Source organism: Alistipes sp. dk3624, assembly GCF_009557455.1.
Classification (GTDB): domain Bacteria; phylum Bacteroidota; class Bacteroidia; order Bacteroidales; family Rikenellaceae; genus Alistipes_A; species Alistipes_A hominis.
In genome coordinates this window covers 1,184,279-1,205,180 of record NZ_CP045651.1, presented here as the reverse complement: position 1 = coordinate 1,205,180, position 20,902 = coordinate 1,184,279, and the positions used below count along the sequence as shown (strand labels likewise).

Below are 20,902 nucleotides of genomic sequence, written 5' to 3'. Positions count from 1 at the left end.
CCCGCTCCGTTTTGTTATTCGGCTTTAAGCTCGTCTTTTTCGGCTCTCCGGGCGTCGTACAGGGCGTTCAGCAGGCCCAGCCTTTTTTGACGCCGGATTGCAGGACGCTGAGCAGGTCGGCGTCCGGACGAGCGTTTCCGACCCCTAAAAATTACCCGAAAACTTCATCTTTTGAATAAAAAATGCGATATTTGTCATTCGGTTTAATTCTATAAATAAGAGATTATGTTAAGCGGAGGTAGAACGAAAATTGCAGAGCTGTTGAAATCAACGGCGTTCGGTACGGAAGTAGTCGTCAAAGGCTGGGTCAGAACCAAACGCGGAAATAAAAACGTAGCTTTCATCGCCGTCAACGACGGCTCGATCATCCATAATATCCAGGTCGTAGCCGACGTAGCCAAATTCGACGAAAACCTCCTCAAGGAGATCACCACCGGCAGTTGCGTCAAAGTCGCCGGCACGCTGGTCGAATCGCTCGGCTCCGGCCAGCCCGTCGAAATACAGGCTTCGTCGATCGAGATCTACGGCACCGCCGATCCCGAAACGTACCCGTTGCAGAAGAAAGGCCATTCGCTCGAATTCTTGCGCGAAATAGCCTATTTGCGCCCGCGTACCAACACTTTCGGCGCCGTGCTCCGTATCCGCCATGCGATGGCTTACGCGATCCACAAATATTTCAACGACCACGGATTTTTCTACTTGCATACGCCGCTGATCACCGGCAGCGACGCCGAAGGCGCCGGAGCGATGTTCGGCGTCACTACGCTCGACCTGAACGATGTGCCCAAAACCCCGGAAGGCGCGGTCGATTACAGCCAGGATTTCTTCGGGAAACCCTGCAACCTGACCGTCTCCGGCCAGCTCGAAGGCGAACTCGGCGCGCTGGCCCTGTCGCAGATCTATACGTTCGGCCCGACGTTCCGAGCCGAAAACTCGAACACCCCGCGCCACCTGGCCGAGTTCTGGATGATCGAGCCGGAAGTCGCTTTCTTCGAGTTGGAAGACAACATGGAACTGGCCGAGGACTTTTTGAAGTACCTGATCCGCTATGCCCTCGATAACTGTCAGGACGACCTGCAGTTCCTCGCCAAAATGTACGACGCGGAGCTGATCGACCGCCTGAAGTTCGTCGTCGAAAACGATTTCGTCCGCCTTGACTATACCGAGGGGATCGATATCCTGGTCAGAAGCGGCGTGAAGTTCGAATTCCCGGTCAGTTGGGGACTCGACCTGCAGAGCGAGCACGAACGTTACCTGGTCGAACGGCATTTCAAGAAACCGGTCATCTTGATTAACTACCCGAAGGAGATCAAAGCGTTCTACATGAAGCAGAACGACGACGGCAAGACCGTTCGCGCGATGGACGTGCTGTTCCCGAAGATCGGCGAGATCATCGGCGGGTCGCAGCGCGAGGAGAACCTCGACAAACTGCGCCGGCGCATCGAAGAGGTCGGCGTACCCGAGAAAGATATCTGGTGGTACCTCGATACCCGCCGATGGGGAAGCGCTCCGCACAGCGGTTTCGGCCTCGGCTTCGAGCGGCTGCTGCTGTTCGTGACCGGAATGGGTAACATCCGCGATGTGATTCCGTTCCCCCGGACGCCGAAGAACGCGGAGTTTTAGTCCGGGTTAAATTCTTGCACACGGGACGGCGGTTTCAGGATATAAGATAAGTCTTATCCTGTTATAAAGTCCCCTTTCTGCGGGCTGCCTTTCAATAGATTTATAATTATCTTTGTAATTATACAGAAGATACGTAAATCTATTGAATCAGTTATTGAAAATTGAAAAGCTATGTCCAATCTTAATCAACGCCAAGTTCAAAAATTGCTCCAAAAGCTGTCGCCGCAGCAGATCCAGATGATCAAACTGCTGGAGCTTCCGGCCCTGCAACTCGAGCAGCGCATCAAGCAGGAAATCGAGGAGAATCCCGTACTCGAAGAAGAACCGTCCGAAGATCAGGAAGAGGAGCAGCCCAAGGAGGTATCCGTCGAAGAATATTTCGCCGAAGACGATACTCCACGCTACAAGTATCACGCCAACAACTACTCTCCCGACGACCAGAAACGTCCCGTTTACCTGACCGAAGGTATGTCGCTGCACGAGTACCTGATCGAACAGCTCGGATTCAAAAATCTGTCCGAACGCGAGATGACGTTGGCCAAATACATGGTCGGCAGTATCGACGACGACGGATATTTGCGTCGAAACCTGTCATCCATTTCGGACGACATCGCCTTTAGTCTCGGCATCGAAACTTCCGAGGAGGAGCTCGAACGCATCCTGCGGGTGATCCACCAGTTGGAGCCGGTGGGGATCGGTTCGCGCAACCTGCAGGAGTGCCTGTTGCTGCAAATGAACGCGCGCGAGGAGCTGTCGGAATCCGAAAAGCTGGCCCGGAAAATCCTGACCAACTACTTCGACGAATTTACGAAAAAACACTACGAAAAGCTGATGACGCGGCTGTCGGTCGGCGAAGACGAGTTCCGCGACGCGATCGAGGAGATCGTGCACCTGTCGCCGAAGCCGGGTAATCTGTACAGCGACGGCAAAAGTTCGGCCCAGCCCTATATTATGCCCGATTTTACGCTCGACTACCAGAACGGTATTTTCGAGCTGAGCCTGAATTCGTCGAACATTCCCGATCTGAAAGTGAATCGCCGTTACATGGAGATGATCCGCAGCATGAGCGCCGGCAGCGGCCAAAGCGCCGAGCAGAACAAGGAGGCGATCCAGTTCGTCAAGAATAAGATCGATTCGGCGAAGTGGTTCATCTCGGCGATCAAGCAGCGGCACGACACGCTGATGCGGACGATGCAGGCGATTCTCGACTACCAACGCGAATTTTTCGTCGACGGCGACCAGTCGAAGCTGCGGCCGATGATCCTCAAGGACATCGCCGACGCTACCGGGCTCGACGTTTCGACCATTTCGCGCGTGGTGAACAGCAAATACGTGCAGACGCAGTTCGGTATCCTGTCGCTCAAACAGTTGTTTTCCGAAGCGATGCAGACCGACAGCGGCGAGGAAGTGTCGTCGTACGAGATCAAGAACATCCTCTCTGAGTGCATCGACAAGGAGAACAAGCGCAAGCCGTTGACCGACGAGACGCTGATGGATATCCTGAACGACAAGGGATACCGCATCGCGCGCCGCACGGTGGCCAAATACCGCGAGATGCTGGGGATTCCGGTCGCCCGGTTGCGCAGGCAGTTGTAGGCGGACGCCGTACCGCCGCGCCGGCTGCGGAATTCTGCCCTCCGGGAGCACCGTTCCCCGATATTTGTGCTATCTTTGTTTCCGAAAACCGGGAAAGTCATGGAATATTCCGTATGGAACCGTTTGAGCCGCGGTATTTCGGCGCTGATGCATCCTTTCGTCATTCCGACGTGGGCGGTACTACTGATGCTGTACGGGCCGACGGTGATGGTCAACATGCCGCCGCGGGTGAAGTTTTTCCTGCTGGGCATCGTGGCGCTCAATACGCTGCTGCTGCCGGCTTTTTCCATCGGGGTGCTGCGGTGGTTCCGTGTGATTCCCGACTGGTCGTTGCAGGATCAGAAAACGCGGATGCTGCCGATGGGAATCGTCGCCGTTTGTTACCTGATGTGCATCGTGGCGATGTCCAACATGCTGTTCGCATTCCTGATCACCCGTTTTCTGATCGCCGCGCTGTGTTGCGTCGCCTTCGCGTTTTTCGTGAACCTGTATTGGAAAATCAGCCTGCATATGACTGCCGCGGGCGGTCTGCTCGGTATGCTCGCCGTGGTGTGTTACGCCGGGTTGGCCAATCTCCAGCAGGCGCTCGTCGGATGCCTGCTGCTGGCCGGCTTGCTCGGGAGCGCCCGTCTGCGGTTGGGCAGCCACAATTTGGCCCAGGTCGCCGCCGGAGCCGGCGGCGGAGCGGTTATCTCGGTGGTCGTTATTCTTTTTTTCTGATTTCGAAAAAAATGCGGATCGCTTGTCGGCGTTTTGTATGTTTGGTTTTCGAAAAAAACTTATCTTTGTTAACAATACGATTAACCTAACAAGATAAGTATGAGAAAATCAATTTTACTCGCTGCTGCACTGCTATTCGGAACCGCCGGTTTTGCCCAATGGCAGCCGGTCGGGGACAAGATCAAAACTCCGTGGGCCGACCAAGTCGATCCGCAGAATCCGCTGCCGGAATACCCGCGTCCGCTGATGGAGCGTGACCGGTGGCAGAACCTGAACGGGCTGTGGGATTACGCCATCGTTCCGGTCGGCGCGCAGCCGGAAAAGTACGACGGAAAAATTCTGGTGCCGTTCGCCGTCGAATCGAGTCTTTCGGGCGTTCAGAAGCGTCTCGGCGGAGAGAATGAACTATGGTATTCGCGCGAGTTCGCCGTGCCTGCTAAATGGGCCGGGGAGCGGGTGCTGTTGCATTTCGGGGCCGTGGACTGGAAAACGGACGTATGGGTCAACGACGTCCTGGTCGGTCGGCATACGGGCGGTTATACCCCGTTTACGTTCGATATTACCGCCGCGCTGAATAAGAAAGGAACCAATACGCTGAAGGTAAAAGTTTGGGATCCGACCGACGTCGGTTACCAACCGCGCGGTAAGCAGGTGAATAATCCCAGCGGGATCTGGTATACGCCCGTCAGCGGGATATGGCAGACCGTATGGCTCGAACCGGTGCCTGTGAAGTACATCGCCGGGATTCGCACCACGCCCGATATCGACCGGAAGACCCTGCGCGTGGAGGTCGACGCCGCTGCCGCGCAGGTTTCCGATATGGTAGAGGTGACCGTGCTGGACGGAGGAAAAGAGATTGCCCGGGCGAAGGCGGTGAACGGCGTTCCGGTGGAGGTCGCGATGCCGGCGGACATGAAACTGTGGAGCCCCGACTCCCCGTTCCTGTACGACCTGAAGGTCGCGCTCGTTTCAGACGGCAAGGAGGTCGATCGAGTGGACAGCTATACCGCGATGCGTAAGTATTCGACCGCCCGCGATGCCGACGGAATCATGCGGCTGCAACTCAATAACAAGGATATTTTCCATTTCGGCCCGCTCGACCAGGGCTGGTGGCCCGACGGCCTGTATACGGCCGCGACCGACGAAGCGCTCGAATACGATGTGATCAAGACGAAAGACTTCGGATTCAACATGATCCGCAAGCACGTCAAGGTGGAGCCGGCTCGTTGGTATACTTTCTGCGACCGTCACGGGATTATGGTATGGCAGGACATGCCCAGCGGCGACGGCGGTCCGCAGTGGCAGATGAAGCAGTATTTCGACGGGGCCGAATGGAAACGCGGCGCGGAATCGGAGGCCAACTACCGCAAGGAGTGGAAAGAGATCATGGACTACCTCTATTCGAATCCCTGTATTGCCGTGTGGGTTCCGTTCAACGAAGCGTGGGGACAGTTCAAAACGCACGAGATCGCCGAATGGACCAAAACCTACGATCCGACCCGGTCGGTGAATTCGGCCAGCGGCGGAAACCACTACACCTCCTGCGGCGATATCCTCGACCTGCATAATTATCCGCAGCCCGAGCTGTACCTGTACGACACGAAGCGCGTGACGGCGCTCGGCGAGTACGGCGGTATCGGGTACGCCGTCGACGGGCATCTGTGGGTGCCCGACCGCAATTGGGGATACGTGCAGTTCAAGAGCCCGGAAGAGGTGACCGACGCCTACCTCAAATATACCGGTATGCTGAAGGATATGATAAAACGCGGATTTTCGGCCGGCGTCTATACGCAGACCAGCGACGTCGAGATCGAGGTGAACGGGCTGATGACCTACGACCGGAAGCTGATCAAGGTGGACGAGGCGAAAATCAGCGCGCTGAACAAAGCGATCTGTAAATCGTTGGACAAGTAAACAAAAAAGGAAACGGAGTGCACAATAAACGGTGCGTCCTTTTCGTTCTACTACCGAGTTTTAGATAGTAAAAACAAGGTGGTCTTATTCAGAAAATGCGGCGGGTATGGGATCCTGCCGCATTTTTTATCCGGGAGGCCGGGAAAGAGATGCCGTTCCGCCGACCGGACGTTTTGTCCGGATATGCGTGCCGAAACGACAGTTTGGCGAGAAACCGGAAATTGTGGCACGTATTTTGGTAATTCATAAATACGGCAGAGGGATTCTAAAAAGGGTTTATAAACCCGAAACGATCCGGATGCAAAGATTGGCACAGAGTTTGAAGTATAATACATCGAAGGAAAGAAGTAAAGTGGACAAGCAACAAGGTTTCTTCATTTATTTAAGTTTGGGTTAGTAGTTTAGGGATAATTCCCCGGAAAAGAGGCAACCGCGACGGTTCCCTCTTTTTTGTTTTTGCGATTCCTTACAAACGCTACGGGGGAGCGAACGATCGTTTGCTCCCCCGTAGGCTCGACCGGTATGATTCGGGCTTTTGTCTATAATTATATCATTTTATCGGTCGGTTGAAAAAATAGTCTGTTCCGTAGGTGGCTTTTTAACGGCAAGACGCCGTGTGTTTCACACGGCGTCTTGTTCGGTATCGGAAAATGTTTCCCGTCCTATTTCTTGTGGAGACGGATCGCGCGGATGTACAGCGGGGTTCCGTTGATGTTGTTGATATCGAAACGCAGCCGGTCTCCCTTTTTGCCCGCATTCGGGAAGTTCTGCAATACCTGGGCCTTGCCTGCGGTCAGGTCGAACGTGATGGACTTCCAGTCGTTTGAGGCCGGAATCGACAGGTTGGGGATCGATCCGCCCGCTGCGATCTGCAGGAACAATTCGAGACTGGCGCTCTTCGCGCATTTGTATTCGAACGACAGGTAATTCTCGTCGGCTGCGATGTCGCGGGTCAGCGACGCCGTGAAGATATACGGGTCGTCCGGTTTCCCTGCTTCGGGTTCGGACGGTTCGTACAGGTAGCTGTAACCGGTTTCGTAGCTGAAATAATCCGTAAGGTCTTCGAAACGCCCCAGTTGGTTGGCGGATTCGGTCTGCAGTCCCAGGAAGAGGGCTGCGGCCAGCGTAGATTCTTCGGCGTTGCGCGCCCGGATATGCAGGTTCCGGAGTTCGAGCTCGGTTCCGGCCCCGTCGCCGATCACGAGCCGGAAACGGGAGCCTATCCCGCCCCATGCGGCCTCGGCGATCTGCTGGCCGAGGTCGAACGAATAGGTCGTCCATTGCGATGCCGCGGAGAGCGGTTTGATCTTATAGACGGTCTGCGTTATATCGTCCAGGACGATTGCCAGCGAAATCGCCTTGCCGCTTTTGTATTCGAACGTGAGCACCTTGTCCGATATGCCGTCGGCGACCCGCTGGGTCGTGAATGATGCGTCGGCGCCCGTGGCGGTCAGTTTGTAGGTATAGCCGGTCGTAGGCGACGAGGCTTCCTCCTCTACGGTCAGGTTGTTGCTGTCCTTGATATAAAAATATCCTTTCGGGAAGTTCGGATCGTCGTCTACGTCTTCGCCGTTCATCCGGATCTGAGCGAAACGGGAACGGATTTCGTCGACCGTGCCGATCTTCAGGTAGACGTCGTATTCGAAGACGAGTCCTTTGGTGATGGCGAAAGTCCGCAGCGGCGCGAAATAGGAGCAACTGCCGCCGGTCGGACCGGACGAACCGCCGTTGAAACGGTAGTTGGTCGATAACGGCGATCCGGGCGAGTAAACGCCGATGCCCCATTGCGAGTCGTCCACGTAAGCGGCCCAGTGTTCGTCGCGGGTATGCTTTTCGTTCGGCCAGCCCGGAACGACCGTGGTCAGCGCGGCATTGGTCCACGGACTGTCGCCCTTGTAATATACCAGGTTCTTCAGGGCATAGTCTACGAAGACGGCCGGAACTTCCTGTTCGGTAGCCGGATGGTCGGTCGCGTCCGCCCCCGTGTTGCGGAACGTATAGTGAATGTGGGCCACGTCGCCGTCGAGTGTGATTTTTTCTTCCATCTGACATTCGGTCAGCAGCTTGCCGGAAGCCCAGTGCACCGGAACCGAAACGATTTCCAAGCTGGAGCTGGTGATATTCTGCGACAGGATTTCCGGTTTCTGACCGCGCCATCCGCCGCCCTGAATCGGGTTCCACACCCAATCCTTACCGTCCCATTTGCTGCCGTCCGCTTCTCCGTAATAGGATTGCTGGACGAAACGTCCTTCGTCGGCATGGTTCAGTAGGTTGCGCTTGGTATTTACTTCCGAGAAGTGGAAGATCGATCCGCCGTGGGTCAGGTCGATACCCAGTTGGACGACTCCGTTGTTGAGGTAGGTCGCGTTCTGCATACCCGCTTCCGGCCACGCTTCCACCGGCGTGGCGGTGCCGGTTACGGCTTCCGATTGCTTGCCGTTGTCGTATACGGCCGCTACCGAGAACGTATATTCGGTTCCGTTGGTCAGTCCGGTCGCCTCGTATCCGGTCGTGTCGGCCTTGACGGTGGCGCTTCCGTTTCCGGGCGTCCAGCTTACGGCGTATTCTTTCAATCCTTCGACGTTCTTGGGAGCTTTCCACGAAAGGTTCGCTTTTTTATCGGGCGCCGTGATTACCAGTCCGGTCGGAGCAGCCGAGAACGGCGTGCCCTGTTCGACGAGGGCGTTCGACTTTTTGCCGTCGTCGTATGCGGCCGCTACCGAGAACGTATACTGGGTTCCGTTGGTCAGTCCGGTCGCCGTATAGGTGGTCGTGCCGGCCGCTACGGTAGCGCTTCCGTTTCCGGGCGTCCAGCTTACGGCGTATTCTTTCAGTCCCTCGCCGTTTTCGGGTGCCTGCCAAGAAAGGGTGATTTCTTTATCCCACGGGGTTACGACCAGGTCGGTCGGTTCCGGTTTGACCGATGCGGCCGGAGTGCCCTGCTTGGTCACCACTTCCGATTTTTGCCCGTTGTTGTACACGGCGGCGATGGAGAAGGTATAGGCGGTTCCGTTGGTCAGTCCGGTGGCGGTGTACAGCGTCGTTCCCGCCTGGACGGTCGCCTGCCCGTCTCCCGGTGTCCAGGTAATGGAGTACTCCTTGAGATTCTCGCTTTCCGGCGCGGTCCAGCTCAGCGTGACGCTACCGTCGCCCGCCTGTACGGCCGCATTGGTCGGCGCCGGCGTCGGATACGACGCGTCGGCATTGTCTTTCTTGCACGACATAAACATCAACGCCGGCAATAACAGTAGCAAAGTACTGACTTTGAAAAATTTTTTCATAGATGGAAAAATTTAGTTTAAAAATCAAATAAAATTGCGTTGTGGTTTGTCGGGGTCGGACCATTCCACAGGAACAGCTCCAACGGTTAAGTTGTAAACAAATGTAGAATAAATTTCCGAATTTCGTCTTATCCGGAGTCGAATTTCGTACGATTCGGGGCAGGATTCTTCCTGCGGGCTTGCCCGGTGCGGCGAAGACTGTGGCGGCGCGGAACGGATTGTCGTAAAGTAGGAGAGGGGTTACCGTCTCGAAAACAGCCACTTCAGCATTTGCAGCAGGATCAGGATCGAGGTGGCGATCAGGATGAAGTGTCCGTAACCGTTGTCGCGGTCGAACACGATCAGGACGATCGATCCGATGAAGAGTCCGATCAGCATGATGACGTAGGCGATCCGGCGACTGACCATTCGGATGGTTTTGATAAACAGCGTGTTGTCGTCGAGGATGACGTCGTGTTTGATTTTGCCTTCTTTCAGTTTGTAGAGGATCTCGCTGACGTCGTTCGGGAAATCCCGGATGAAACTGACGTAATTGTTCAGCGTGTCGTAGATTTCGGAGGCGATGCGGCGCGGCGAATATTTTCCCTTGACGACTTCTTTGGCGTAGGGGACGATGACCGGCGCCAGCGCCAGCGACGGATCGAGCGACGTGGCGAATTTTTCGAGTGTGGCCAACGCCTTGATCAGCATAAAGATGCCCGACGGAATTTGCAATTTGTACTTGACGATGATGTCGACGCAGTTCTGGATCGCTCCGGCGAAGTTGATCGTTTCTATCGGGATGCCGGTATACTGCATCATCATCTGGTGGATTTCGAATTTCAGTTCTTCGCGGTGTTCGAAGAATTTCTTACCGCACAGCGTGACCAGCGCATGCGAAATCGTGTCGCTGTTGCGCGAGACGAAGCCGATGGCGAAATCGGCCAGGAAGTCGAGGTCGCGGGGCGTGAGCGCCCCGACCATCCCGAAGTCGATGAAGCCGATGACGTTGCCTTCCATCACGAAGATATTGCCCGGATGCGGGTCGGCGTGGAAGAATCCGTGCTTCAGGATCATCGTGAGCAGGGCGTCGGCGCCGTTGCGGGCGATTTGCGACAGGTCGAGTCCCGCTGCCTGCAACGCCCCGAGGTCGTCGGGCGGAATGCCGTGGATCTTCTCCATCACGAGCAGCTTTTTCGTGCAGTGCTGCGTATGGACGACGGGAATGTGCACCGACGGGTTGTCCTTGAACATGATCCGGAAACGGTTGATATTCGACGCTTCGATCGTGTAGTCCAATTCTTTGAGGATCGTGGCCGAAAATTCGTCGATCAGGCCGGTGATGTTCATCGCGGCCAGTTCCGGGTACTGCTTCGCGAAGCGTTTGGACAGGTATTTCAGCAGGTAAATGTCCAGTTTGATCTTGTTCTCGACGAAGGGACGTTGGATTTTGACGACCACCTCGTCGCCGGACAACAGGCGTCCCTGATAGACCTGCCCGATCGAGGCGGCGGCCAGCGGCAGCCGGTCGAATTCGCTGAAAACCTGTTCGAGCGGAGCGTTCAGCTCTTTTTCGATCAGCGCGATGGCGTATTCGCTGTCGAACGGGACGGCGCGGGACTGCAGTTTTTTGAGTTCGATCCGGAATTTCTCCGAAACCATATCCGGGCGGTCGGCCAGGATCTGCCCGAATTTGACGAACGTGGGGCCGAGATCTTCGATGGTCATCCGGATCCGTTCCGGAGTCGTGTGGACGATTTTGTGGACTTTGCGGCGCCGTTTTCCGAAACGGGTGTGCGCGAACAACTCCCCGAACGAATGCTTGATCAGGATTCCCATGATCTGGAAAGCCCGGTTCATCTGCAGGAACGATATGTAGATGCTGACGATTTTCATAACGTTTTATTGTTGAGCGTCCTGTTTAGTTCTTCGAGCGTGCGGTTCAGTCGATCCATCTTCTCGATCAGCTCGCGGTTGTCCGCCGCGGGCGGTTCCGCGTCGCGGGTCTGCGCGAACAACTGCCGCAGCAGCAGTTCGTCCTTCAGCGATTCGGCCATCCGCAGCAGGCTCTCCGCGATGTGCTCGCTGCGCTGCGGGTCGGCGTCCATCTTTTCCGAAATGATTTTCGAAACTTTGTCGACGAAAAGATCCCTTTCCGACAGTCCGATCGTGAGGATCAGTCGCATGATGTTGCTGTACAGTGCTTTCATCGTATCGTAATCACAGTGCAATATTACGTATAATTTGCCGGAAAATGCAAGATGTTTGCCAATTCCGCCGTAAATTTGTCATAACGAAGACCGCCGGCCGCACTTCGCGGGGCGAATCTCCTCCGCCGGGCGCAACGGGAACCGCCCCGGCATGACAATTGCTGGATAAGATGCAGATTGCGTAGATTTTATACGGTCCGTATACGGAGATCGGATCGCGCGGCGTTTTTTTAACAGAGGCATACCGAAATAATAATGCGTGTTATGAAAAAGATTGTTTTGATCGTTTTGTTGACGTTGCTGGGCGGCGGATTGTCCGCGCAGACGAATTCCCGCAAAGCGGCCCGACAGGTCGAGAAAGCGCGCCGGGCCGCGATGGACAGCGTGTTGCACCTCGGTGCGGTGCAGGCTTTGGAAAGCGGCGCTTTCGTAGTCGAAGTCGACCGGCTTATTTTCAAACGGGGGCGTACGGCCAGCGTCAGTTCGAATACGAATTTCGTTTCCCGCGACGGCGACGAGGCGTTCGTGCAGATAGCCTTCAATACGGTGCTGGCCGGGCCGAACGGCGTGGGCGGCATTACGGTGCGCGGAAACGTGTCGGATGTCACCGTCCGGACGGACAAAAAAGGATATCTCTACTACGGGATGAACGTTCAGGGGATCGGGATCTCCGCGCGGGTCGATATCATGCTGATTCCGGGCGCCGACCGCGCCAGCGTGACCGTCGATCCGAATTACAGCAGCAACCGGATTACGATGGAAGGAAGGGTGCTTCCCTCTGTCGATTCGAGGGTCTTTAAGGGACGTTTTCACTAATAAAGGCGTTTCCGGAAAATCCGCCGCCCCGCGCCAGTCAGAAATCCTGATTGGCGCGGGGCGGCGTGCATGGTGCGGAATGTTACCGTTCCGGCGGGTAGTCCGACAGGATGCCGCTCGTATGGCGGAATTGCTGGAAAACGAGCGGGTCGCCGGCGAATCGGGCCGAAAGTTCTTCCCGGACGGCGTCGTCGTGGACGCCCGGAATCAGCGTCGTGCGGAACCGGTAGTCGATCCCGCTGTTGCGCAGCAGGTCGATCGACCGTTGCACGTTGTCCATCTGGCGGTCGGTGACGGCCGGATAGATTTTCGCGTAGTGTTCGCGGTCGGGGATCGTTTTGATATCCATGGCCACGCAGTCGACCAGTCCCATGTCGATCAGGGCGGACAATAGTTCCGTATTCGTCCCGTTGGTATCGAGCTTGATCCGGTATCCGAGCCTTTTGACTCTCTCCAGAAAGCCGGTCAGTCCGGGGTGCAGGGTCGGCTCGCCGCCGGTTACGACGACTCCTTCGATCCACTCCCTGCGCCGCCGCAGGTAGTCGAGAATGACCGTTTCGGACAGATCGGGTAGGTGATCGGTCAGCGAGGGGAGTACCAGCGACGGGTTGTGGCAGTAGTCGCACCGGAAATTGCATCCTTTGGTGAATACGACGGCCGAAAGTACTCCCTCCCAATCGATCAGACTCTGTTTGACAAAACCTCCGATTCGCATGTCAGATCGCTGTTTCGTGGACGATCCGGCGGTCGAACAGCTTGCGGTCGGCGAACTCCTCCCGTTTCCCGTCGTTCCACTGGCTTACCGGGCGCATGTATCCGACGATACGGCTGTATACTTCCGCCTTGCCGCCGCATTTGGGACAGACGAAATGTTCGCCGGACAGGTAGCCGTGCGAAGGACAGATGCTGAACGACGGCGACAGCGTGATGTAGGGCAGCCGGAACCGGCCGGTCACGCGGCGCACCATGTCTCGGGCGGCTGCGGGCGATACGGCGCTTTCGCCGGTGAAGACGTGGAACACCGTTCCCCCGGTGTACAACGCTTGTAGCGGATCCTGCATTTCGAGCGCTTCGTACAGGTCGTCGGTAAAGTTTACCGGCAGGTGGGTCGAATTGGTGTAGTAAGGCTTGGCGCCTTTCAGCAGTCGGTCGGCTTGGTTCGCCGTGATGATATCCGGATAACGCTTGGTATCGAGCATCGCGAACCGGTAGGCGGTGCTTTCGGCCGGAGTGGCTTCGAGGTTGTAGATATTGCCGGTTTCCTCCTGGAATACGGCCAGCACGTCCCGCATGAAGCGCATCGTTTTTTGGGCGAATGCCGCGCCCTCTTCGGTGGCGATTCCGACGCCGAGGAAGTTCAGACAGCATTCGTTCATCCCGTTGATGCCGATCGTCGAGAAGTGGTTTTTCCAATAGCAGCCGAAACGGTCGTGGATGTGGCGCAGGTAGAATTTCGAATAGGGATAGAGTCCCTTTTCGGTGTAGCGCTCGATGACCTTGCGTTTGGTTTCGAGGCTTTCGCGGGCCAGCTCCATCAGGTGGCGCAGCCGTTCGAAAAACGACTTCTCGGACCCCGATTCGTAGCCGAGTCGCGGCAGGTTGATCGTCACGACGCCGACCGACCCGGTCAGCGGGTTCGACGCGAACAGTCCGCCGCCGCGCTTGATTAGTTCCCGTTTGTCGAGCCGCAGCCGGCAGCACATGCTGCGCACGTCGTCGGGTTTCATGTCCGAGTTGACGAAGTTCGAGAAGTAGGGGATGCCGTACTTGGCGGTCATCTGCCAGATGCCGTCGTAATCGGGATTTTCCCAATCGAAATCGGGCGTGATGTTGTAGGTCGGGATCGGGAACGAGAACAGGCTGCCCGCCGCGTCCCCTTCGTACATCACCTCGGCGAAGGCCTTGTTGAGCAGCGTCATTTCGGGCTGAAAATCGCCGTAGGTCTCCTCTTTTACTTCGCCGCCGCAAACCACCGGCTCGTTTTTCAGGAAGTCGGGGACGGTCAGATCCATCGTGATGTTCGTGAACGGGGTCTGGAAACCGACCCGCGTCGGAACGTTCAGGTTGAACAGGAATTCCTGCAAGCACTGTTTGACCTGCGCGTAGTCGAGCCCGTCGTAGCGGACGTAGGGCGCGAGGAAGGTGTCGAAATTCGAGAAGGCCTGCGCGCCGGCCGCTTCGCCCTGCATCGTGTAGAAGAAGTTGACGATCTGTCCGAGCGCTGTCCGCAGGTGCCGGGCCGGCGCGCTCTGCGCTTTGCCTTCGACTCCTTTGAACCCGGTCGTCAATAGGTCTTTCAGATCCCAGCCGACGCAGTAGACGCTCAGGAAGCCCAAGTCGTGGATGTGCATAGCTCCGCTTTTGTGCGCGTCGGCGACCTCTTCGGAATAGAGCCGGCCGAGCCAGTACTGCGAAGTAATCATCGTCGAAATGTGCTGGTTGAGGCCTTGCAGCGAGTAGGCCGAATTGGCGCTTTCCTTGACCCGCCAGTCGTCCTGCGACAGGTAGTCGTCCATCACGTCGAGGTTCGAAAACAGCTCTTTCGATTCGCGGAGCTGTTCGTGCTGCCGACGGTAGAGCATGTAGTTTTTCAGCAGCGCGAAATCGCCGCGACGGTACAGCGCCTGTTCGACGGCGTCCTGCACCTGTTCGACGTGCGGCGTCTGTTCGGCGCTGTTTTTTTCGAGCGAGGCCACCACTTCGCTGCACAGCCGGCGGGCTTCTTTGCGGTTCGGCACACCGGAGGCCCGCATGGCCTTGAAGATCGCCTGTTCGATTTTCTCCGGACTGAACGGGGCGATCTCGCCCGTCCGTTTTACGATTTGCCGTAAATGAGTCTGTCCATTCATCTTGTTTGAATTTTAAACAGTTAAACAATAAGATAAAATGGTAACTCCGGGAGGATAAAAGATATCGGGCCGCGTACGGAGGGCCCCGACATTCGATCGCTCTTCACCCGAAAGCTACAATGCAATTCATCCGGCAGGTCTTCTGACTTGTTCCGGGTCGCGCGCCTTCCCATCGGGTAAACCGACAGTGGCATTCGGGTTTGCGCGGCCTTTGGCAGGAACTTACAGCTACGGGGATAGTTCCCGACTTTCACGGGATTCCCTTTTGATCTCCTGCCGGGCGAGACGCCCGGCATCGAGAACCGAATGTTTTCACAAACATAGCGAATCGTTTCGACGGAAAACATTTTCGGCGGAATACTTATCAACAACTTATAAACCTATTCGATTAAACGGTTGGCTGTCATCGCCGAAAGCGACGAGGAAAGACGGTATGCAAAAAGGCCGCTCGCCCGAAACGGCGAACGGCCCTGAAAGAGATCCCGGAAACGGGCGGAAACTATTTTTTCACCAGTTTGCAGGGATAGTGCGCTTTGTATTTCCCTTTGGTCATCGCGGCCAGTTTGCTTTTCAGCAGAGTTCGGCGCAGCGGCGACACGTGGTCGATGAACAGTTTGCCGTCCAGGTGGTCGTACTCGTGCTGGATGACCCGCGCCGCGAAACCTTCGAACTCCTCGTCGTGCTCGACGAAATTTTCGTCCGCGTAGCGGATCCTGATCCGCGACGGCCTTTCGACCCGTTCGTTGATTCCCGGCAGGCTCAAACATCCTTCGTCGAACGGAACGGCGTCGCCGGAGCGTTCGTAGATGTGCGCGTTGATAAAGGCTTTTTTAAAACCGGCCAGGCTCGGATCCTTGTCGGCGTTCACCGAAGCGTCGACCACGAAGATCCGGATGTTGCGGCCCACCTGCGGGGCGGCCAGTCCGACTCCGTCGGCTTCGTACATGGTTTCCCACAGGTTTTCGAGAAATTTGTCCAGTTCCGGATAATCTTTGGCGATGTCTTCGGATTCTTTGCGCAAAACCGCCGAACCGTAAATATAAATCGGAAGTAACATATCGTTCGTTTGCTGTTTTTAATCCTGTTATACCAGATGCCGGATCAGTTCCGTCCGGTCTCCGGGAAGCAGGTCGATCATCGGGATTTCGATCAGCGTGTAGCATCCCGGTTTCTGCAACATAGAAGCCCGCGCCGAGGAGACCAGTATCTGGGCCGTAAGCGCCGGATTGTTGATCTTCATATTGAATTCGAACAGTTGGTTCTGCGTTTTGCCCGAAACGCCCTTGCGCGTCAGGTTGACGCCATGTCCCATGTCCAGCAGCGCGTCCACGCTCTGCACCCGCATCACGTGCGTCTCGTCGTGTACGAAATAGGCGTCTTTTTTGATCGCGTCGGCCACCTTGTCGAAATCGTAGCCCTCTTTCAGCTCGATGTAAACCATCCTCCGGTGAATGCCCGTCCCGGTCGGAATCGTCATCGACAACGCGGCTTTAACCCCGTCGATCGCCTTGACGGCTACGGTGTGACCCATGCTCATGCCGGGGCCGAAGTTCGTGTAAGTAATCCCTTTCGGGGCGCAGGCTTCGAGCAGAGCGCGCACCACCGAGTCGCTGCCCGGGTCCCAGCCGGCCGACATGATCGAAACGGCGCCGTGCTGCGCGGCCGCCTTGCCGAGCGTCGCGTGCTGTTCGGCGACCTGCGTATGGATGTCGAAACTGTCCACCGTGTTGATCCCTTTCTCGAGCAATTTCAGCGCGAAGCTCTGTACGCTGCGGCTCGGTGTGCAGAGGATCGCCACGTCGACTTTGCCGAGCGATTCGATTTCGGTGGCTACCGTATAGTTTTTCAGTTCTTCGGGCACGTTCGCGGCGTCGCGGCGAATGATACCGGCGATTTCGAAGTCTTCGGCCGCCTGCAACGCCTCGAGGACGTATTTTCCAATGTTGCCATATCCGACGATGGCTGCTCTGATCTTTTTCATCTTCTATTGTGTTATTTATTTGTTAAATGATTGTCCCGCGAATCGAGGTATCCTTGCAGGATGATCGTTGCGCTGATGCGGTCGACCAGCCCTTTGTCCTCGCGGCGGCGTTTTTTCGGAACGCCGCCGTCGATCATCGCCCGTAGCGCCAGCCTCGAGGTGAACCGCTCGTCGAACAGTTCGATCCGCATCGCAGGCATCTCTTTGCGCAGCTTCTCGACGAACGGGCGGATGTAGGTATAGGACTCCGACGGCAACCCGTCCATCTGCAGCGGCATGCCGATTACGATCGCGTCCACCGCGTTGGCCGCGGCGTAGCTCTTGACGTAGTCCATCAGCGTATGGGTCGGAACGGTGTCGAGGGCGTTGGCGATGATCTGCAACGGGTCGGTCACGGCAAGGCCCGTCCGTTTGCGTCCGTAATCGATAGCCAGTATTCTCCCCATATGCGACGATAATCCGTTGAATGATCCGATTGCTGCGTCCGGCCGCCTTGCCCGCAACGTTTCCATGGGACTCTCCCGGGGGCGTTTGGTGATTCCCTGGTAGATATCCGGCTGGTTTATAGCTTGATCCGCAGACGGACTAGCGGGCGACAGACGGCATGAAACGCGCGTTATTCTGTGCAAAGTTAAGAAAAAAACTTATCTTTGTTTTGCATTCTGGAGATTATGTGTTTTCCGGACGATCCCGCTGCGATCGCAATACGGAAACCGCGAGGCGGACGAAAGACGCGTGAAAATGCAATTAAGGGTATCGGTTTAAAAAAGAAGATGAGCGTATGATGACGTTACAGGAAGTTATAGTGGAGTCGCATGACGATTTTCCGATATGGTCGTCCGTCGTCGTCGGTTTCGATGACGACAAAAGTTTGGTCGTGTTGCTCGAACACGACGATTACGACGAGCCGGACTATGCTTACAAGGTTTATGCGACCGTCGATAAGCGCGACGCGATGGGAATGGCCCGGCGTCTGAACGTTTCGTTGACCGATTTGCCGGCAGTAATTTTTAAACGGTACGGCGAAGCTTCGAACGTATTTGTACCTTCCGAGGTGGAAGCTACTTTTAAAGACATCCTGGATTTTATCCTCGATTGCGGCGTTCGCTATCGTTTGAAGAGAGAAGATAAATCGTGAAAGGCCGTTTGCAGCCCGGCGTTGCCGCACGGACGTTTCCGCTTTTCGCCGGCAGTTTCTTTTTTATTCGTATTTGTCCGTTAAATATCTTATATATAGTCGGATGCAATATTTCTTGCGGAGAACTTCTTTTGGAAATCTCCGAATAAAAACATATACTTGCACTCCGTATGTTTAAATTTAACCGACTCTTTTTTTGATATGAAGAAACCAGGTTTTCCGGTATGGCTGTTCGCATTGCTGTCGTTCGGCAGTTTGTATGCGCAGGACGGGAACGTTTTGCCGGCGGGCGTTCCGACCGACGGGGTGCATATCCGCGACCCGTTCGTGCTGGCCGATTCGTCGGACGGGACTTACTATATGTACGGGACGACCCGCGGAGACGGGTTCGACGTTTTTTCGAGCCGCGATCTGGAGACTTGGCAGGGGCCCCGCGCAATTTTTCAGCGGACTCCTGATTTTTGGGGCGATCAATGTTTCTGGGCGGCCGAGTGCCATGCTTATAAGGGCAAATATTATTTGTTCGCGACGGTGCGCGGTGCGGCAGACAGTCTGCTCGGAACGGCTGTTTTCGTTGCGGACAGTCCGAAAGGCCCTTTTCGCGAGCACAGCAAGGGACGCTTGACGCCGCGAACGTGGCAGGCGCTCGACGGGACGCTGTACGTCGATGGGAAGGGGAATCCGTGGATGGTTTTCTGCCACGAATGGACGCAATTGGGCGACGGAACGGTGGAAGCCGTCCGGTTGAGCCGCAACCTGAAAAAAGCCGTCGGAAAACCGGCGACGCTGTTCCGCGCGTCGTCCGCGCCGTGGGTCAGGCCGCATACGCCGGGCAATTACGTGACCGACGGACCGTTCCTGTACCGGAACCGGAAAGGCGAACTGCTAATGCTGTGGTCGTCGTTCGGCGACCGTGGGTACGCGATCGGGGTGGCCCGTTCGCAGAGCGGCGAGGTTGCCGGGCCGTGGTTGCAGATGCCCGAGGCGCTCTTCGCGCGCGACGGAGGGCACGGAATGTTGTTCCGTACGTTCGACGGAGAACTGTTGCTGAGCATCCACCGGCCGAACGTGCCGCCCGATGAGCGTCCGCGCTTTTTCCGGGTGGAAGAGAAGGCCGACGGATCGCTCTGCCTGGTCGAAAAGCAGGCGGAATAAACCGATGAAAAAATAATCCATTTACGATAATGACACAGGAAGAACTTTTTAAAAAGCTGGTTGCTCACAGCAAGGAGTACGGGTTTATTTTCCCGTCGAGCGAAATATACGACGGTCTGAGCGCCGTATACGATTACGGGCAGCAAGGCGTGGAGTTGAAAAACAACATCAAGCGTTACTGGTGGGAGTCGATGGTGCGGCTGCACGACAATATCGTCGGGATCGACTCGGCGATCTTCATGCACCCGAAGATATGGGAAGCGTCGGGACATGTCGGGGCGTTCAACGATCCGCTGATCGACAATCGCGATTCGAAGAAGCGTTACCGCGCCGACGTGCTGATCGAGGATTTCATCGCCAAACAGGACGAGAAGATCGCCAAAGAGGTCGAAAAGGCCCGTAAGCGTTTCGGCGAAGCGTTCGACGAGGCGAAATTTCTCGAGACGAACCCGCGCGTAATCGAACACAAGGCCAAACGCGACGCCGTGCACAGCCGGATGGTCGCCGCGCTGAACGACAACAACCTGGAAGAACTGCGCCAGATCATCGTCGATAGCGAGATCGTTTGTCCGATCTCCGGTACGCGCAATTGGACGGAAGTGCGCCAGTTCAACCTGATGTTCGAAACGAAGATGGGGTCGGTCAGCGAGGGCGCCAACACGATCTACCTGCGGCCCGAAACGGCACAGGGTATTTTCGTCAATTTCCTGAACGTGCAGAAGACCGGCCGGATGAAAATTCCGTTCGGGATCGCACAGATCGGCAAGGCGTTCCGCAACGAGATCGTCGCTCGGCAGTTCATTTTTCGTATGCGCGAGTTCGAGCAGATGGAGATGCAGTTTTTCGTGCGTCCCGGCGAGGAACTCGAGTGGTTCAAAAAGTGGAAGGCGACGCGCATGAGTTGGCACCGCGCGCTCGGTTTCGGCGACGAGCACTACCGTTTCCACGACCACGACAAGCTGGCCCACTATGCCAATGCCGCGACCGACGTCGAATACGAATTTCCGTTCGGATTCAAAGAGGTGGAGGGAATCCATTCGCGCACCGATTTCGACCTTGGCAACCATCAGAAGTTCTCCGGCAAGAAGATTCAGTATTTCGATACCGAGACCGGCGAAAGTTATGTGCCCTACGTGGTCGAAACGTCGATCGGCGTCGACCGGATGGTGTTGCAGGTGCTGTCCGCTTCGTACGAGGAGCAGCAGCTCGAAGGCGGCGAGAGCCGTATCGTGATGCATATTCCGGCGGCGCTGGCTCCGGTCAAGGCCGCCGTGCTGCCGCTGGTCAAAAAGGACGGTTTGCCCGAAGTGGCCCGCGATATACAACATGCGCTCAAATGCGATTTCAACGTACAGTACGACGAGAAAGACAGTATCGGCAAGCGTTACCGTCGTCAGGATGCGATCGGAACCCCGTTCTGCATTACGGTCGACCACCGGACGCTCGAAGACAAGACGGTGACCGTGCGGCACCGCGATTCGATGGAACAGCAACGCGTCGCGATTGCCGATCTGTCCGGCATGATCGCCGAGGAGACCGGTTTCCGGAAACTTTTCGCCAAGCTGTGTTAATCGGGTAAATACCCGCAGGAACGAGAGGCTGCCCCGCGAGAGGCAGCCTTCGCTGTTTGCGGGTTTCGA

At 56.2% G+C, this 20,902-nt stretch carries 17 protein-coding genes and 1 riboswitch; of the genes, 9 read left to right on the top strand and 8 right to left on the bottom strand.

Features of this window, described 5'->3' with window-relative positions:
* The first annotated feature begins 225 nt into the window (after positions 1-225).
* From asnS to GFH31_RS05065, 5 genes are all read left to right on the top strand, one after another.
* Positions 226-1,623, top strand: a complete 1,398-nt coding sequence (asnS, locus tag GFH31_RS05085) for an asparagine--tRNA ligase (RefSeq protein WP_055203248.1) — start codon at positions 226-228, stop codon at positions 1,621-1,623.
* A 171-nt stretch (positions 1,624-1,794) separates the two neighbouring features.
* Positions 1,795-3,219: an RNA polymerase factor sigma-54 gene (gene rpoN, locus GFH31_RS05080; RefSeq protein WP_055203250.1), complete on the top strand. Its 1,425-nt coding sequence runs from the start codon at positions 1,795-1,797 to the stop codon at positions 3,217-3,219.
* Between the two features lie 99 nt (positions 3,220-3,318).
* The gene (locus tag GFH31_RS05075; RefSeq protein ID WP_055203252.1) at positions 3,319-3,939 is read left to right on the top strand and encodes a hypothetical protein; all 621 of its coding nucleotides are present in this window, start codon (positions 3,319-3,321) and stop codon (positions 3,937-3,939) included.
* A gap of 99 nt (positions 3,940-4,038) precedes the next feature.
* Positions 4,039-5,853: a glycoside hydrolase family 2 protein gene (locus tag GFH31_RS05070; RefSeq protein WP_118458575.1), complete on the top strand. Its 1,815-nt coding sequence runs from the start codon at positions 4,039-4,041 to the stop codon at positions 5,851-5,853.
* 106 nt (positions 5,854-5,959) lie between these two features.
* Positions 5,960-6,250 carry a hypothetical protein gene (locus GFH31_RS05065; RefSeq protein ID WP_147387016.1) on the top strand — a complete coding sequence of 97 codons (291 nt, stop codon included), beginning with the start codon at positions 5,960-5,962 and terminating at the stop codon, positions 6,248-6,250.
* 265 nt (positions 6,251-6,515) lie between these two features.
* On the opposite strand, the gene GFH31_RS05060 is transcribed toward GFH31_RS05065, so the two are convergent.
* The 3 genes from GFH31_RS05060 to GFH31_RS05050 form a co-directional block, all read right to left on the bottom strand.
* On the bottom strand, positions 6,516-9,134 hold the full coding sequence (locus GFH31_RS05060) for a fibronectin type III domain-containing protein (RefSeq protein WP_101573720.1): 2,619 nt from the start codon (positions 9,132-9,134) through the stop codon (positions 6,516-6,518).
* A 240-nt stretch (positions 9,135-9,374) separates the two neighbouring features.
* Positions 9,375-11,009: an ABC1 kinase family protein gene (locus GFH31_RS05055; protein ID WP_101573722.1), complete on the bottom strand. Its 1,635-nt coding sequence runs from the start codon at positions 11,007-11,009 to the stop codon at positions 9,375-9,377.
* Positions 11,006-11,323: a hypothetical protein gene (locus GFH31_RS05050; protein ID WP_055203261.1), complete on the bottom strand. Its 318-nt coding sequence runs from the start codon at positions 11,321-11,323 to the stop codon at positions 11,006-11,008. Before GFH31_RS05050 ends, GFH31_RS05055 begins: the two co-directional genes overlap by 4 nt.
* A gap of 264 nt (positions 11,324-11,587) precedes the next feature.
* Between GFH31_RS05050 and GFH31_RS05045 the strand changes: the two genes are divergently transcribed.
* Positions 11,588-12,139 (top strand): DUF4251 domain-containing protein, encoded by a 552-nt coding sequence (locus tag GFH31_RS05045; protein WP_055203263.1) that lies wholly within the window; start codon positions 11,588-11,590, stop codon positions 12,137-12,139.
* A gap of 82 nt (positions 12,140-12,221) precedes the next feature.
* On the opposite strand, the gene GFH31_RS05040 is transcribed toward GFH31_RS05045, so the two are convergent.
* The 5 genes from GFH31_RS05040 to ruvX all read right to left on the bottom strand — a co-directional run bounded on the left by GFH31_RS05040 (position 12,222) and on the right by ruvX (position 17,415).
* Positions 12,222-12,854, bottom strand: a complete 633-nt coding sequence (locus GFH31_RS05040) for an anaerobic ribonucleoside-triphosphate reductase activating protein (protein WP_101573724.1) — start codon at positions 12,852-12,854, stop codon at positions 12,222-12,224.
* Position 12,855: 1 nt separating this feature from the next.
* Positions 12,856-14,988 carry a ribonucleoside triphosphate reductase gene (locus GFH31_RS05035; RefSeq protein WP_101573726.1) on the bottom strand — a complete coding sequence of 711 codons (2,133 nt, stop codon included), beginning with the start codon at positions 14,986-14,988 and terminating at the stop codon, positions 12,856-12,858.
* A 114-nt stretch (positions 14,989-15,102) separates the two neighbouring features.
* Positions 15,103-15,310: riboswitch (cobalamin riboswitch) on the bottom strand.
* A 177-nt stretch (positions 15,311-15,487) separates the two neighbouring features.
* Positions 15,488-16,045 (bottom strand): peptide deformylase, encoded by a 558-nt coding sequence (gene def, locus GFH31_RS05030; protein WP_055203269.1) that lies wholly within the window; start codon positions 16,043-16,045, stop codon positions 15,488-15,490.
* Between the two features lie 27 nt (positions 16,046-16,072).
* Positions 16,073-16,969 carry a diaminopimelate dehydrogenase gene (locus GFH31_RS05025; protein ID WP_101573728.1) on the bottom strand — a complete coding sequence of 299 codons (897 nt, stop codon included), beginning with the start codon at positions 16,967-16,969 and terminating at the stop codon, positions 16,073-16,075.
* A gap of 11 nt (positions 16,970-16,980) precedes the next feature.
* Positions 16,981-17,415: a Holliday junction resolvase RuvX gene (gene ruvX, locus GFH31_RS05020; RefSeq protein ID WP_101573730.1), complete on the bottom strand. Its 435-nt coding sequence runs from the start codon at positions 17,413-17,415 to the stop codon at positions 16,981-16,983.
* A 335-nt stretch (positions 17,416-17,750) separates the two neighbouring features.
* Between ruvX and GFH31_RS05015 the strand changes: the two genes are divergently transcribed.
* The 3 genes from GFH31_RS05015 (at position 17,751) to GFH31_RS05005 (ending at position 20,833) form a co-directional block, all read left to right on the top strand.
* Complete coding sequence (locus GFH31_RS05015) at positions 17,751-18,107, top strand: hypothetical protein (RefSeq protein WP_055203275.1); 357 nt, start codon at positions 17,751-17,753, stop codon at positions 18,105-18,107.
* Positions 18,108-18,308: 201 nt separating this feature from the next.
* Positions 18,309-19,262 carry a glycoside hydrolase family 43 protein gene (locus GFH31_RS05010; protein ID WP_118657151.1) on the top strand — a complete coding sequence of 318 codons (954 nt, stop codon included), beginning with the start codon at positions 18,309-18,311 and terminating at the stop codon, positions 19,260-19,262.
* A 29-nt stretch (positions 19,263-19,291) separates the two neighbouring features.
* A complete protein-coding gene (locus tag GFH31_RS05005; protein WP_055203277.1) occupies positions 19,292-20,833 on the top strand; it encodes a glycine--tRNA ligase in 1,542 nt (513 codons plus the stop codon).
* Positions 20,834-20,902: the final 69 nt, after the last annotated feature.